The 14,005-nt window shown below is 66.7% G+C and carries 16 protein-coding genes and 1 pseudogene; all 17 read left to right on the plus strand.

Annotated features, from left to right (window positions below):
- Positions 1-216: 216 nt before the first annotated feature.
- Positions 217-1,800: a site-specific integrase gene (locus tag ACFQ24_RS05445; protein ID WP_380909550.1), complete on the plus strand. Its 1,584-nt coding sequence runs from the start codon at positions 217-219 to the stop codon at positions 1,798-1,800.
- Between the two features lie 4 nt (positions 1,801-1,804).
- Positions 1,805-3,607, plus strand: coding sequence for an integrase (locus ACFQ24_RS05450; protein WP_380909552.1), 1,803 nt, complete (start codon positions 1,805-1,807; stop codon positions 3,605-3,607).
- Positions 3,591-4,055, plus strand: coding sequence for a hypothetical protein (locus tag ACFQ24_RS05455; protein ID WP_380909580.1), 465 nt, complete (start codon positions 3,591-3,593; stop codon positions 4,053-4,055). Before ACFQ24_RS05450 ends, ACFQ24_RS05455 begins: the two co-directional genes overlap by 17 nt.
- 103 nt (positions 4,056-4,158) lie before the next feature.
- A pseudogene (locus tag ACFQ24_RS05460) lies at positions 4,159-4,761 on the plus strand (hypothetical protein); the annotation flags it as partial.
- Complete coding sequence (locus ACFQ24_RS05465) at positions 4,758-5,111, plus strand: DUF3768 domain-containing protein (protein ID WP_380909554.1); 354 nt, start codon at positions 4,758-4,760, stop codon at positions 5,109-5,111. The pseudogene ACFQ24_RS05460 and the gene ACFQ24_RS05465, both read left to right, overlap by 4 nt.
- A gap of 165 nt (positions 5,112-5,276) precedes the next feature.
- Positions 5,277-6,899 carry a PRTRC system ParB family protein gene (locus tag ACFQ24_RS05470; RefSeq protein ID WP_380909556.1) on the plus strand — a complete coding sequence of 541 codons (1,623 nt, stop codon included), beginning with the start codon at positions 5,277-5,279 and terminating at the stop codon, positions 6,897-6,899.
- A gap of 37 nt (positions 6,900-6,936) precedes the next feature.
- Complete coding sequence (locus ACFQ24_RS05475) at positions 6,937-7,365, plus strand: PRTRC system protein E (protein WP_380909558.1); 429 nt, start codon at positions 6,937-6,939, stop codon at positions 7,363-7,365.
- A gap of 42 nt (positions 7,366-7,407) precedes the next feature.
- Positions 7,408-7,614 carry a PRTRC system protein C gene (locus ACFQ24_RS05480; RefSeq protein ID WP_380909560.1) on the plus strand — a complete coding sequence of 69 codons (207 nt, stop codon included), beginning with the start codon at positions 7,408-7,410 and terminating at the stop codon, positions 7,612-7,614.
- 3 nt (positions 7,615-7,617) lie between these two features.
- Complete coding sequence (locus ACFQ24_RS05485) at positions 7,618-7,842, plus strand: hypothetical protein (protein ID WP_380909562.1); 225 nt, start codon at positions 7,618-7,620, stop codon at positions 7,840-7,842.
- 79 nt (positions 7,843-7,921) lie between these two features.
- Positions 7,922-8,782: a hypothetical protein gene (locus tag ACFQ24_RS05490; protein ID WP_380909564.1), complete on the plus strand. Its 861-nt coding sequence runs from the start codon at positions 7,922-7,924 to the stop codon at positions 8,780-8,782.
- Positions 8,783-8,789: 7 nt separating this feature from the next.
- Positions 8,790-9,614, plus strand: coding sequence for a PRTRC system protein B (locus tag ACFQ24_RS05495; protein ID WP_380909566.1), 825 nt, complete (start codon positions 8,790-8,792; stop codon positions 9,612-9,614).
- Positions 9,611-10,366: a PRTRC system protein A gene (locus ACFQ24_RS05500; protein ID WP_380909568.1), complete on the plus strand. Its 756-nt coding sequence runs from the start codon at positions 9,611-9,613 to the stop codon at positions 10,364-10,366. The genes ACFQ24_RS05495 and ACFQ24_RS05500 overlap by 4 nt, the downstream gene beginning before the upstream one ends.
- On the plus strand, positions 10,261-11,019 hold the full coding sequence (locus tag ACFQ24_RS05505) for a PRTRC system ThiF family protein (protein WP_380909570.1): 759 nt from the start codon (positions 10,261-10,263) through the stop codon (positions 11,017-11,019). Before ACFQ24_RS05500 ends, ACFQ24_RS05505 begins: the two co-directional genes overlap by 106 nt.
- Positions 11,020-11,098: 79 nt before the next feature.
- Entirely contained in the window at positions 11,099-11,578 is a 480-nt protein-coding gene (locus ACFQ24_RS05510; RefSeq protein WP_380909572.1) for a hypothetical protein, read from the plus strand.
- Between the two features lie 93 nt (positions 11,579-11,671).
- Positions 11,672-13,333, plus strand: a complete 1,662-nt coding sequence (locus ACFQ24_RS05515; protein WP_380909574.1) for an ATP-binding protein — start codon at positions 11,672-11,674, stop codon at positions 13,331-13,333.
- A gap of 23 nt (positions 13,334-13,356) precedes the next feature.
- On the plus strand, positions 13,357-13,551 hold the full coding sequence (locus ACFQ24_RS05520; protein WP_380909576.1) for a hypothetical protein: 195 nt from the start codon (positions 13,357-13,359) through the stop codon (positions 13,549-13,551).
- Positions 13,548-13,868 (plus strand): hypothetical protein, encoded by a 321-nt coding sequence (locus ACFQ24_RS05525; protein WP_380909578.1) that lies wholly within the window; start codon positions 13,548-13,550, stop codon positions 13,866-13,868. The genes ACFQ24_RS05520 and ACFQ24_RS05525 overlap by 4 nt, the downstream gene beginning before the upstream one ends.
- Positions 13,869-14,005 lie beyond the last annotated feature (137 nt).

Below are 14,005 nucleotides of genomic sequence, written 5' to 3' on the forward strand. Positions count from 1 at the left end.
CGGATCGACAAAACAGATCATGAGGGGCATGCCCCCCATGATCTGATGACCAAACTGGCGGCATAATCACAACAGGGATGAGCTTAACTTCGCCGCCAAACTGTCCAAAAAGGCGGGACCACCTCAGATATCAGCGCCGCCATCGCCCGGGCTTTCCGCGATCATGATGTAGCATCCAGCCCCGCGACCCGCACCGCGCACTGGTTCGCGCTGCGCGTGTTCGGGAGGTTCCTGCGCGAAGACGCGCGTGTCAGGCGCGCGGCAGACCTCGACACGGCAACGATCCGCCGGTTCATCACCTGGCTGGCGATGCCCACCAACGGGCGCAGGCGCGGCGTCCGCTCACAATCCGGTCAGCTCGGTATGATCCGGCCGGTCCTCAAGCGCGCGATCGCGGACAATCCAGGCTTGTTCGCACCGGGCTTCGCCGTTCCCAACAATGCGATCCCGCTCGCCGGCGTCCAGAGGCTACCGCAAGACCGGCTGACACCTGCCGCAATGCGCGCCCTGCTGGCAGTCTGCTATGCCGAGATCGACACTGCGTGGGACAAGTTCCAGCACGGGCAAGCTATAGTTGGTCTTCCCAATGTGCTCCTTCATGGCGGCCGGACCGCCGAACGTGATCGCTGGATCTGGAAGCTCCACCGCCTTGGCCACGGCATCCTTCCGACCGACCGAGGCTTGGACCTTAACAAGCCTGATCGGCAGAGGATCGCCGAGGTAGGCGGGTTCCGCGAGCTCGAGGGTTATCTCCACCTCACGACCGACACGCTGGTTGCGTTCTATATCGTGCTGCTGATCCAGACGGCGGCCAATGCCGGTCCGCTGCGCCAGATCAAGCGGGACTGCCTCGTGCCGCATCCGCTCGAGCGGCATCGCGTCATGGTCGAGTGGGTGAAACCCCGCGCCGGCGGTAAGGTGAAGCGCATGCAACGGCGCTCGTTCGACAATCGCCGACTCTATGCGGCGCCGCGCCTGATCGAAAAGCTCCTTGCGATGACGGCACCCCTCTTGCCGCATGTGGAGCCGTCCAAACGCGACCGGCTGTTCCTGCACCGCTTCCTCATGACGACAGGGCGCCTCGAGCGCGAGCATCACGCCGGTCATATCGTGCAGGCCACGTTGCGATCGGCAATGCTGCGCTTCTACGAGCGGCACAATGGCGCGATCGCCTCCTGGAACGATGCGCATCCCGGCAAGTCCCGTTCCCTGCTTCCAGACTTCTCGCCCAAGCTGTTCCGCAGCAGCATGGCAAGCGCCCACTACACAGCGTCGCAGGGCGATATCATGGCGGCCAAGGCGGTCCTCAATCATGCGAATGTCGCCACCACCGATATCTATGTCGATGGCGAGGCCGTCCGCCGCCTCGAACGCGATACAATCGCTCGGCTTCAGTCGCTGATGATAACATGGGTCACTGGCGAGACGCCCTCCCATGACTCACAACATCAAGGGCCGAATACCAGCGTCCGGGTGACGGCGCTGTTCGGCCACGACTGCCTTCGTCCGATCGACGGCGGGCACGCACGGCCTGGCCGCGTGTGCCCGAAACTGGGAGGTCGCCTTGCCTGTCCGGGCCTGATCGTCCCGATCGACCCGGATCATCTGGCGCGTATCGTCCAGGCCACCATGCATCTTGAAGCGGCGCGGAAGCGCATCGACCCGATCCGGTTCAGCCTCTTCTATGCGCCCAGCCTTCAGGTGCTGACACAAGACCTGCTGCCGGCGTTCCCACCCGAGATGATGCCGGACGCGGAACGGCTCATGCCCGCCCTGCCGCCGCTGCCGGACCTGGAATAGCCTCATGGCCTCCGTCCCGACATCCACGCCTACCCAGCTTCCGGCGCCATTGCTCGGGAACGAAGGCGTCCCCGCCGCCACGACGTTCAACTGGGGCTTCGAAATGCCGGACGGGAGCCGGTTCGGTGACGATCAGTGGACGCCGCTCCGGCACGCCGCCGAACTGTTCCTGCTCTCGCTGCGGGCCGATCCACCCGAAGGGCGGATGCCGCTTCGCAAGGAAACGGTCGATGGCCACTTCAGTCACACCCGCTTCCTCGTTCGATGGATGGCAGCCGAGAACGTCCGATGCTTCAGGGATCTCGATCAAGACGCCGTCGACCGGTTCGTGGCCATGTTGCGCGCTCGTCCCGGCAGGAACGGCGCGGTGCTTTCCCTCAGCACCGCCGAAGGCTATCTTGGCACGATCCGCACCTTCCACATGCAGCGCGACAAGCTGGACGACGCGCCGCTGGCGGCACCGCCTCGCGCCGTGTCGGTCGGGAAGCGACACTGGAAGCCTTATGGCCACCATCCCTATACGCCAGACGAGATCGCCGTGCCTCTCATCAGCGGTGCTATGGAACTGCTCGGTGACCCAGCAGACCAGATACTCGCGCTGCGCGACCGTCTCGAAGATCTGTATGAGCAGTTCCGACCACAGCACCATGGGCGAAGGCTCCACTGGCATATCAGACGCGCCATGTTGGCCGAGCCATGCCCCTACGCGGATCTGTATCCGAATCCGGAATGGCCGCTGCGCCGCCTGACGTTCATGCTGGATCGCCTTGGCGACGCCTGCTTCGTCGTCATCGCCTATCTCGTTGGCGCGAGAGCCTCCGAAATACTCAGGCTTGAGGACGGTTGCCTCGAACGGCGCGCGGCCGATCGAAACAGCGAGGAACACGTCTATCTGGTCGGCACGATTACGAAGACGTCGCTGACGGAACATGGGGACATCCATCGCTGGCTCGCGCCCGAGCCGGTCCAGCGGGCGATCCACATCCTCGAACGTCTCTCCGCTCCGCTTCGCGAACTTAGCGGGAAGAGGAACCTCTGGCTCCACCAGCTCGGCCGAGGACGATCGCCGCTTCCCACGATGATGCCCGTCGCCCGACTGAGATCACCAATGGTCAATACCCGCTTGAACGAGCGACTTATGCCGTTCCTTGCCTTGCCGGACCACCAAGGCGGCACCTGGCGCCTAACCACCTATCAGGGCCGCAAGACGTTCTCGCGGTTCATCGGACGGCGCGATCGCACCGGTCTGACGGCGCTGCAACGCCACCTCGGCCATGTCCACCGCGCGATGACCGACCGGGCCTATGTCGGCACAGACTTCGAGCTTGCCGAGCTGATCGACGACCAGGCCGCCGAAGAAACTCGCAAGGCGCTGGAAGACCTGCTCCTGGCGCCGAACGTCGCCGGGAAGGCTGGCGTGATGCTCTCCGAGCGATCGCCGTTCCGCGGCCGCACGCGGTCGGGCGACGTCGATGGCTATATCACCGAGATCCTCGCCGAAACGGATATGCGCCTCGGCGTGTGCGACTGGGGCTATTGCCTCTACCGCCGGGAGACATCCGCCTGCCTTGGCGGCGAGCGCGAGCCGAACCCGGTGCTTCGCACACAAAGCACCTGCTCGACTTGCGCCAACTTCGCCGTGACCGATCGGCATAGGCCGGTCTGGGAAGCGCGCCTTGAACGGAACACCGCATTGATCCAGCGCGATGACCTCGATGGCGAGAGCCGAGCACTTGCCGAAGCCCGCATCCATGAATCTCGCCGTATTCTCGACCAGCTCGACGAAGGAAATGCCGGTGACGTCTGAATCTGACCCATCCACCCCGCAGGCCCGTCGCCGTGCAAACACCGATGCCCGCCTGCGCGAAGCCCTTGGCGTCCTCGCCAAAGACCCGTCCGCCACGCTAACGGTCGCCGGTCTCGCACGAGCAGCCGGGGTCGGCCGCAACATCATCTACACGCACCATGCCGGCGTTCTCGACGCCCTGCGCGAGCTTCAATTGCAACGTGAGGGCGCCTCTGAAACGGCGGCCGGCGAGGCCGATCGCACACGCGCCACTCTTCATGACGCGATAGCCAAGAACATCGCCCTCGCGACACATAATGCCAGCCTGCTGAAACGGGCTGTCGAAGCCGAGCAGCGCGCGGAGCGGCTCGAACGCCGTAACGCGCAACTTGTGCAGGAACTCGATCGGATACGCCGGCCCGTTCCGATCCGTACCAGCGCCGAAGCGCCCGATCCTACCGCTGCTTGAAGGCGGTCACGCCCTAATCGGGCGTCTTGGAAGGGGAGGAGGAGCGGGAATGGCGGAAATACGGGCTTTGTGGAGCCAATAAGACAGGTCGATCCAGACCTAATGTTCTCTCAAATGGAAGGTGGCGCCCCAGGATGCGTTCCTGAAACAGTGGGAGCCCGCGAAGGCGGCCTGGGCGCGCGGCCAGAAAGTCATCCGCCTGATCGGCTACGATGCTTCGCCGGCGGACACCCTGCGCCATGCCCATGCGTCCGCGATCGAGCATGATCTCTTCGAGTGCCGATACCCGCTTCGCGAATGGAAATGGGACCGCGCCGCCTGCATCGCGCGCATCGAGGCCGCCGGCCTCCCTGTGCCGCCCAAGTCGAGCTGCTTCATCTGCGGCGCCATGAAACCGGAAGAGGTTCGGGCACTACCGGCCTGGTGCCTTCGGCTCATCGTCCTGGTCGAAGCCCGCGCGGCCCCGCGCCTGCGCACCGTCGAAGGCCTGTGGCGCCGTTCGACCTCGACCAGGCCCGGCCGAATGACCGACTTCATCCGCGCCGAGGAGCTGCTCCCCGCCGCCGACATCGACGCGATCATCCGCGATGCGCCCGCCGACCTCATCCGCTTTCAGGACGTCGCCGCGCATGTCCCGCTCCCCGAACGACCGGCAATGGCGGAGTGGCTCGAGACCTTCAACGCCGGCTTGCTGGAGGCCGCATGACTATAACCGCCACCGAACGCATCGCCCGTCTGAACGATCGCTGCCGGCAGGGCCTCGATGCCAATGCCCGTATCATGGTCACGCGCAATTGCCTTGCCCGGCTTTCCGGCGAGGGCGAGGGCATCGCCGAGATCCTCGCCCACGCCGAGTTGCTCGCCGCGGTCCGCCGCTATTCGTTCAAGCCCGGCGACGGACCCGAGCGCGATTTCGGCGCCTTTGACCTGCAGGGGCAGAGGATCCTCTTCAAGATCGATTATTATGACATGGCGCTCGAGTTCGGCTCCGACGATCCGGCGGACGCATCGATCACGCGGCGCGTCCTCACCGTGATGCTCGCCGAGGACTACTGAGCGCCGACGAGCGCCCTGAACCCCTTTCCCTTTGAAAATCAGCGCACCGGCTCGCCGGCCCTTCGGGCAGCGAGAGGGGAGGGGGAGGGCGAGCTTCAGGCTCGCCGACCGAGAGCGCGCGGGCTCGATGGACCCTGCCTTCCCCAATCCCCGAGGAGACCAGCCTTGACCCCTGCCGAACCGATCCGCGCCACGCTGCCGCTCTCCCTCATCACCAAGGGGGACAATCCGCGCCGCTATTTCGACCGCAAGAAGCATGACGAGCTTGTGGCCTCGATCCGCCTGCGCGGCATCCTGCAGCCCATCCTGGTGCGCCCCAAGGGCGAGGTCTATGCGATCGTCGCCGGCGAGCGCCGCTACCGCGCCGGTCTGGAAGCATACGGCCCCGATGGCGAAGTGCCTGTCATCATCCGCGAGATGACGGACCAGGAGGCGCTGGACGCCGCGATCGCCGAGAATGACGACCGCGACGATCCGTCGGAAACCGAACAGGCGGACGCCGCCGTCCGCTATCTCGCGGCATGCCAGAACGATCGCGCGGAGGCCGCCCGCCGGCTCGGCTGGTCGCGGAGCAAGCTCGACCGGCGCCTGGCGCTCGCCGAACTCTCCGACGCAGTGAAGCTCGCGCTCGACGAACGCCGGATCAAGGTCGGCCATGCCGAACTGCTCGCGGCGGTCCCCGGCGACAAGCAGGACAAGGCCCTCGAGACCATCCTCGCCGCCGGGCTGGATGTCGGCACGACGCGCGAATTGCTTATGCGGGTGACGCAGAACCTCGCCGCCGCCTGCTTCGACAAGACCGAGTGCACCACCTGCCCGTTCAATTCGGCCTCCCAGCGAACCCTGTTCGAGACGCATGTCGACGACGGGCACTGCACCAATCCCGGATGCTTCGAACTGAAGACCCAGACCGCCGAGGCGATCCGCTTCGAGGAGCAGGAGCGCGCCGAAAAAGCGGCACGGGCTGCAGCTCCGCCTTCCACCGACGATCCGCAGGGTGATGAGCGCGATGACAATGATGATGACGGTCTCGACGACACCGAGACCGAAACCGATGCCTCGCCGGTTGACCGCACCGAACCGCGCGCGCCGGCGCCGCAGACCCCGCTCCCTTCGGCGAGCGGCGGCTCCGCCGCGCACAAGCCGACCGTCACGGTCAAATCGATCGCCGGCCGTACCAGCGACCTGCGCGAGGCGAAGTGGCGCACCGCCGTCGCCCGGGCCCTCGCGGCCGATCCCGTCCATGCCCATACCGCCATTCTCGTCGCCGCCATGTCGGGCACGCTTCCCCAGATCAAGGCCGAGACGCTGAAGGCGCGTGCCGGCATCCTGGTCGGCGCCACCTTCCCGGACTTGCCCTATGGCGACAAGATCGCGGAAATCCGCGCTCTTTCAGAGCCGCAAGCGGCCAATGTGCTCTCCGCCGTCGGCGCCGCCTATGCCAAGGACGTGCTCACCTTCGCGCATGTCGCCGACCTTGCCCGGGCCTTCGCGGTCGACCTGCGCGACGTCTGGCAGGTCGATAAGGCCTTCCTGGAGCGATACACCAAGGATGAACTCGAGTTCATCGCCCGGGAATGCGGCCTCGTCGCGCACATGGGCGAAAAGGGCTTCGCCAAGCTCCTCACCGCCAAGAAGGCCGACCTCATCGCCGGCATGCTCAACCGGCCCGGCTTCGACTGGGCCGGACGCCTCCCCAGTTCGATGACGCTCGACGGCCAATACGGACCGCCGCCGTTGAACGTCGCACCGCCGCCCGAAGCCGCGATCACGGAACTCGCCGCCTGATCCCCCCGAACGCTCACACAGACAAGGAAGCGCTCACATGCTGATTACCAACCTGCTCCCGCTGCTCGCGCGCTACTCGCTCGGCTTCGATCTCGTCGCCGGCCCGGACGATACCGTCACCCTGACCGTGATCCCCCGCAGGCAGGAAGGCGCCGTGCACAAGCTCGAGGCCGGCGAGACCCGCCCGATCTCGCTCACCGCCAGCGCCGCGGAAATCGATGCCGAACTCGCCAAGGGCGAAGACGGTGCGCTCGGCCAGCTCATCGCCGCCCGCAAGACGCTCGGCGACCAGCTCGCCGAGCAGCGCCAGGCTGCCGAAGCCGCACGTACCGCCGCGGCAGAAGCCGCGAAGGCCAAGGCGGCGACGCCGAAGACGCCCGCGCCCGCCAGTCCCACAAAAGCTCCGAACCCCGCCGCTCCGCCAGCCGATGCCAAGGCGGACGAACCGGCCAGCCTCTGGGACTGACCATCATCAATTTGCCCAACATCTCAATTCGAGAGGCCCATCATGCAGATCAACCTCCTGACCCGGACTTACCGATACGACGGCATCGACCTGCCGGTCCCGCCGCATCTCGCTGACGAACCGGCGGCGTTGCGCGCCTACCATGCGACGCTCTTCCCGGCGATCCTCAACGCCGAGATCGTCGATGCCGGCGTGTCGGGCACCGCCCACCTCATCGAATATCGGCGCGCCGTCGGCACCAAGGGCTGAATCATGCCGCCCTCCAAGAGCGCGGCCATTCCGGCCGCACCGCGCAAGACGTTCCTTGAATGGATCGAGCACGACGATGGCAACACGACCGGCTTCCCCCAGCCTCCCTGCAGCGCCCAGGCCCAGGCCCTCCACGCGCGGATCCCCCTCGACCCCGCCAACCACAAAGGCGAAGCGCCGGAGCCGCTTCAGCCCCCCGCCGGGCTCAGGCTCGCTCCCCTCGGCTGATCTCGCGGGGCGGTCGGTCGCGCTTTCCCCCGACATCCCCGCCACGTTCGATCAGCCGCTCAGCAATCATCACAAGCTGATGGGCCGCTGGGTGGCGGCGCGGGAAGGGGCGCCCAGGCGGTACACGCGCGTTGGCGCCCGCAAGCGCATCGAGCAGGTCTTCAATGCGGCGGTTCTCGAAATCCTGGCGCCGATCGAGCTTGTCGATCTGCGGGTCGCCGTCCTCGTCGGCGAAGACGACAATCCGCCCGCAATCGCCCTTGTCTGCGAGAGCCTGGGTCAGCTGGATCTTGGCTGGATCGAAACCGGCGACGCACCCATCCCCTGGCGCGCCGCCGCCTATGCGGCCCTCGGTGAGACGCTCGGCACCGCCCTTCCGGTCTTCGACTACCAGGACCTCTTCGAGGAAATCTCGATGTATTATTGGGACGGCGAGATCGACGACGAGAGCGCGCGCCGGAGCTTGGCCGCCTATCAGGGTCTCAGTGCCGAAGAGATCGAAGAACAGACGCTCCCCTCGGAAATGAACGCCCGCCGACCCGAGTGGATGATCGGCACCAACGCAGCGAAGCCCGCATGCCTCCCGAAGGCCCTGGCACGCGCGCTGCGCCGGCTTCGCGACGCGCACAAGGCGCTCGAACGCCTCGCCTCGGAGCGCAACGCCTGGCACTTCCATAGCGACACCCTCTACGAATATGTGCCGGGCATCGAGGAATGCTCGTCCCTGCCGCCGCTGACACTCGTTCCCTTCGAGGAATTCGCGCGCGAACTCGACGATGTCGCGCGCCACGGCATGGAAATGGGCTTCATGGATTTCTGCGGCCTCTGCCCGTTGCCCGAGGTCAGCCGGATCGACGACTGGTTCGCGAGCCTCAGGCTCGGCGTCCAGTTTCTGCTCGCCGCCCAGGATCTCGTCCGTCTCGACCCATCCAATCCGTGAGGCCCTCATGTCCGATCACAGCAGCCACTTCGAAGCCACCGGCGGCGGTCTCGCCCTGACCAACGCCATTCTGCTCTATCAGGCCGGAACGTCCCGGACCCCAAACGCCTATGGCGCGCTCAGGAACGATATGGTGGCGTTCGCCAGCATGCACGCCGTCGAACACGATGGAGACGGCCGCCCCACGATCGCCGCGGGCATTCCCTTGTCGCGCGCGCAGCTGCGCCAGTGGGCCGAGGCGCTGGGCGGCACGGCGATCCCCGAGATATTGCCCGACACCGTCCTGGTCTCCCATCCCGATGTTCTCGCCTGGTGGACGCCGGCACAGGTTCGCCCCGCCTATTTCGCGCTGTCCTCGCCGCCCGACGGTCTTCGAGCGCTGGCGCGGCGCACGACGGTTGCCGTGCCCTATCCCGCGCATCTGTTCATTGCCACGCGCACGGGGCTCGGGGTCTACGCGCTTCCGGCCAGCGAGCGCCCGGCGGCGGACACGCCGGTGCTGCATTCGCCCATTCTCAACGTCTTCATCGAAGGAGGGCTCTGCTGGGGCAATATCCCGAGGCCGAAGACCCTCGGCGTTGCCGCCATCCCGGAATTCGAGCGGGCCGTGTTCGATTCCTGGTCGACGCACCCCAATCCCGGACAGGAGTGGACCGTCACCGGCAAAGGCGGCCTCGTCCGGCTCTGGGACGATCTCGCCGCGCGCGCCGCCAGCCGTTTCCCGGTCCGGCGCCTCAAGCCCTTCCATCCCGCCGCGCGTCAGCGACAGGCTCGCCCAACGGCCGACGCCATCACGGTCGGCCGACTGGTTGCAGCGGCCACGGCAAGATGACCATTCTCGCCGACGATCCGACCGCGGCCGCGCTGCTTGACGCCGTCCCCTGCTATCCTGTTCCGTCCATGGGCCGATCGCCAGGGCTCGATGCGCTTCGCAGCAGTCGGGCCGGACACGGAGTTGCCGTGGGAAACGATGGCGCGATGCTCATTCTGCGCCGACCCTGGCTGGCGCTTGATGCGCCTCTGTCGCCGCCATTCGCCGCCCATCTCCCTTACGGCAGCATAGGCGACCCCAAGGCCGAATTGCGCTGCGGCCGGGTCCCGGGCGAACATCTCGCGGCCGTCCTTGACCATTTCCGCGCGGCCCTGCCCAACGAGGCAGCCGCATTCATTCTGTGGAACGAGGCGACGGCCGAATTCGCCGTGCATTTTCCGCAGATCGATGAAGCGACGCCGACGCGCCTCGTCTACCGCCCCCCGGCATGCGAGCCTGGCTGGCATGTCGTCTGCGACATGCACAGTCACGGGCGCGGTCCAGCCTATTTCAGCGCGACCGACGATGCTGACGATGCCCACGCCACCAAAATTTCACTCGTCGTCGGCCGGCTCGACGACCCGACGGGTCCGGTCATGGCCGCCCGGCTCTGCGCCGGAGGCATGTTCCTGCCCGTGCCGCGCAGCCCATTTTCGGGAGATCCCCCATGCAGCCTGACAAGCCCCAGCGCCACTTTCTTCCCGCCACCTTCGACAATCGCGGGATCCGGATCCTCCTCGTGGGATGCGGTGGAAACGGCGCCCAGATGCTGATGGGCCTTGCCTCGCTCGACACGGCTCTGCGCGCGATCTCCTCGCGGTCGCTCGCGGTCACCGTGGTCGACGACGACATCGTGACCGAGGCCAATCTCGGCCGCCAGCCCTTCTATCGCTGCGATCTCGGCAGTTCCAAGGCGCGAACGCTCACGGAGCGGATCAACCTTGCCCACGGCCTCACCTGGAAAGCCGTTCATGGCCGAGCGCCCGATGCTGTTGACATGGAGGGGACCGACATCCTCATCACGTGCGTCGACACTGCTTCGGCACGCCGGGCGCTCGGCGCGGCGCTTAGCGACGGCAGGGTCGTGCCGACCTATTGGATGGACCTCGGCAATCGCGCCAGCGACGGACAATATCTGATCGGTTGCCCATGCCGTCCGAAGGGCAACGTCAAGGCGCGCCCGCCAACCGTCCTCGAGGCCTTCCCCGAGCTGGCCGACGAAACCCTGGCCGAGGACGATGCCCCGTCCTGCTCGGTCGCCGAGGCGCTCGAACGTCAGTCCCTGTTCGTCAACCGGGTGCTGGCGAGCCACGCGCTCGCACTGCTGTTCGACCTTCTCGGCCGCGGGTCGATCGGGCACGCCGGCGCTTTCATCAACCTCGCCAGTGGCCAAGCCGTCCCGATTCCTTTGCCGCGGGGCGACTGAAGCCCCGCCGGCCACTCCACCACTTTCCGTGCCCATCCAACCCCGATGGCCTGCGCCCGGGGCATGAGGAGATCTTGTCATGACCGTCATCGGACATAACCGCATCCGCCGCGTCGATAGCTTCGAGGGCTATGAGGTTCTCGCCCATCCCCTGGCGAACCGCGAGGACCGCGTCTTCCATCGCGGCGAGGGCGGGGCGTCCCAGGTCGGGGTAACCTACGGGTCGCATGACATCCAGATCGCGCGGCCGACCGGTCCCGGAAACAAGGGCCTCCTTGCCATCCTGATGCACCACGGCGGGGGCCGCCATATCCTCGAATTCTACGAGAGCGCCCTGCCGATCACCGCGACACTGCTCGGCCTGCCGGAGCGCGCGCAATACGCGCTGGCCTATTCCCTCTTCAAACAGGCCGACGAATGCGCCATCGCCGCCCGCGTCGACGAAGCCGGCCGCTGGGCCGAGGCCTTCGTCGATGGTCGCATCCGCAAGCGCCGCCGGGCCGGCAAACGCTATGTCCACATCGAGACGCCGGCCGAGAAGGAGCGCCGCTGCGCCTGACAGCCGCGCCACCGCCGCCCGTGGACGCGCAGCCCCGAGCGAAAGGAGAGAAGGGCGGGGAGGGGGCCATTCGCTCTTGCCGAGGAGACCCCGATGCCGCTTCCCACCGTCGTCCACAGCCAGGTCGATCCCGCAGCGATCACCAAGGTGACGCGCCTGTTCAATAATACGCTCGGTTCCATACTGACCGGGCTTATCCAGAATGCACGCCGGGCCGGCGCGACGGCCGTCGATCTCGAAGTCGCCGAAGCCGAGGATCGGCAGTGGCTCGTCATCGCCGACGACGGCGCGGGGATCGCCGATCCCGCGGTTATTCTCGCGCTCGGGCGCTCGGGATGGGATGAGGATATCGCGGCCCGCGAAGACCCTGCCGGCATGGGCGTGTTCAGCCTTGCCGGGCGCCATGTCGAAATCCGGTCCCGTCCGCGCGCCGGCGGAGACGCCTGGCGGATCTCGATCGCGCCCGGCGACTGGGAAACGGCCGGTCCTATCCCGGTTTATCGCTGCGATCATCGCTTCGGCACCGAGATCCGTCTCCCACTCGAGGATGAGTGGGCGAAATCCCTGGAGGCCAGCGCGAACGCGGCCGCGCGCTATTGTCCGACGCCGATCCGCTTCAAGGGCGCGGCGCTTGCCCAATTGGACTGGCTGGCCGACGCCCTGGTCACCGTTGAGACCGACGGCGTGCGCATCGGCGTCTATAACGGAACACGCGGCGCCCACTGTCAGCCATGCATCAACTTCCACGGCCTCACCGTTCCCTGCATCTTGCCATCGATCGACGAGAAGGATCGCAGCTGGTGGGTGCGGATCGACATCATCGATGCCCCTGCGCTGCAGCTTGTCCTCCCAGCCCGCAAGGAAATGGTGGAGAACGGCGCACTCGAGGCGCTCCGCGACTTGGTCCGCAAGACCATCTTCCGCCACATCGCGTCGCTCGGTAGCCACCGCCTGTCCTTCGCCCATTGGACCGAGGCCCGGAATCTCGGCATCGATCTCCCCGAGGCGACGGCGCTCCTGCGAGGCTGGGCCCCGGCGACGGCCGATCTCAACAGCGGACGCGAGGGTTCCGGCCTGATCCCGGCGGACAAACTCGTCCTGATGGAGAATTTCGGCGCGCCGCTCGAACAATGCGCGGCATTCGCGCTCGCCCGCGACGGCCGCCTCGAAGGCTCCCTCGCCGATCCGGACGACGCGATGGCGGGATATGGCTGGTACGATGCACTCCCCCGGATCACGGCGCTCAAATTCGCGATCCAACGCGACGCCGCCACCCATCTGTTCGACAGCGAGACCCTCTCCGGACTCGAAAGCGGGACAGTCGACCGCCTCGATCTCGTGGTCGAGATCGGGGGCGCCAGAAGCGAGACGCTGACCGTCGCGGCTCCCGTCGTAATCGAGTATGACGAGGCGCATCATTGGGGCTTCGAGGAAGCGAACGTCCTTCTCGCGGCGCGCGACGCGGTATCCCCGGACGAGCTGGTCGACCTGCTCGAGGCTTCATGCTTCTGCGCGAGCGACGATCGCGAGGCCGACAGTTGGGAGACGCAGAACGATCGCTTCCTGCTCGATGCCAGAGAAATAGCCACCCGCCTGTTGCTCGGAGACGACGCGGCGCTGGTGGAGCGGCTCCGGGCGATCATCGCCTACCGCGCCCAATGGTTCGTTCCCGAAGGGCGCCAGTTCTCGGCCATCATCGGCCGGAACGCCATCGATGTCCGCATCGAGCCCGTCCCGGGGTCGCCGCCATCCTGATCAATCTCGAAGGGACCAATCCCATGCGACCCATCAGAGCCGCGGGGCCTGCCGACCGCGACGCCGTGCGGGAGGCGGTTGACCAGCTTTGCAGCGCGCGCCACCTTCTGGCCCAGAGCGGCGCCCCGCGCGCCGCCGCCGCGGTCCGCAAGGCGCTGCGCAGCGCCGAGGGTGCGGCCCGCCACGTCGATCATCGCATTCGTCGGAGCCAGACATGAGCCGCTACGAACTGAAACCGAGACCGGGGAATGGGGTCATCAAGGCGGTGGTTGGCTGGGACAGACCCCTTCAGACCTTCTTCGCCCAGATATTCACGCGGACCGATGAGGAACCCGAAGAAGGCGAGGCGACGATCTGGCTTGGCACCCAGCCGGGCGAGCTGCCCAGCCCCGAGATCGCCATCAGGGTGGTCGAAGCCTATGCCGACATTCCCGAGAGGCTGGCTGCCGATCTCGCGGCGGACATAACGCCACGGTCGGCGTCAAGGACGGCCTGCATCAGGCAGCGGCCAAGAGGCGTCTCTTCGGCTCGATAAACTAACACACGCGCCCAACGCGTTTCGTCCCGAGGCCGCTTTTGCGGCGCTCGGATGGGCGCTTGCGCGCCTGCTCGGCCGAACGGCCGAGGAGGGGAGTGGGGAAGGAGGAGGTGGCTCGGACACGGTGTTCGAGA

This window comes from Sphingobium olei (assembly GCF_042678845.1).
GTDB classification, from domain to species: Bacteria; Pseudomonadota; Alphaproteobacteria; order Sphingomonadales; family Sphingomonadaceae; genus Sphingobium; species Sphingobium olei.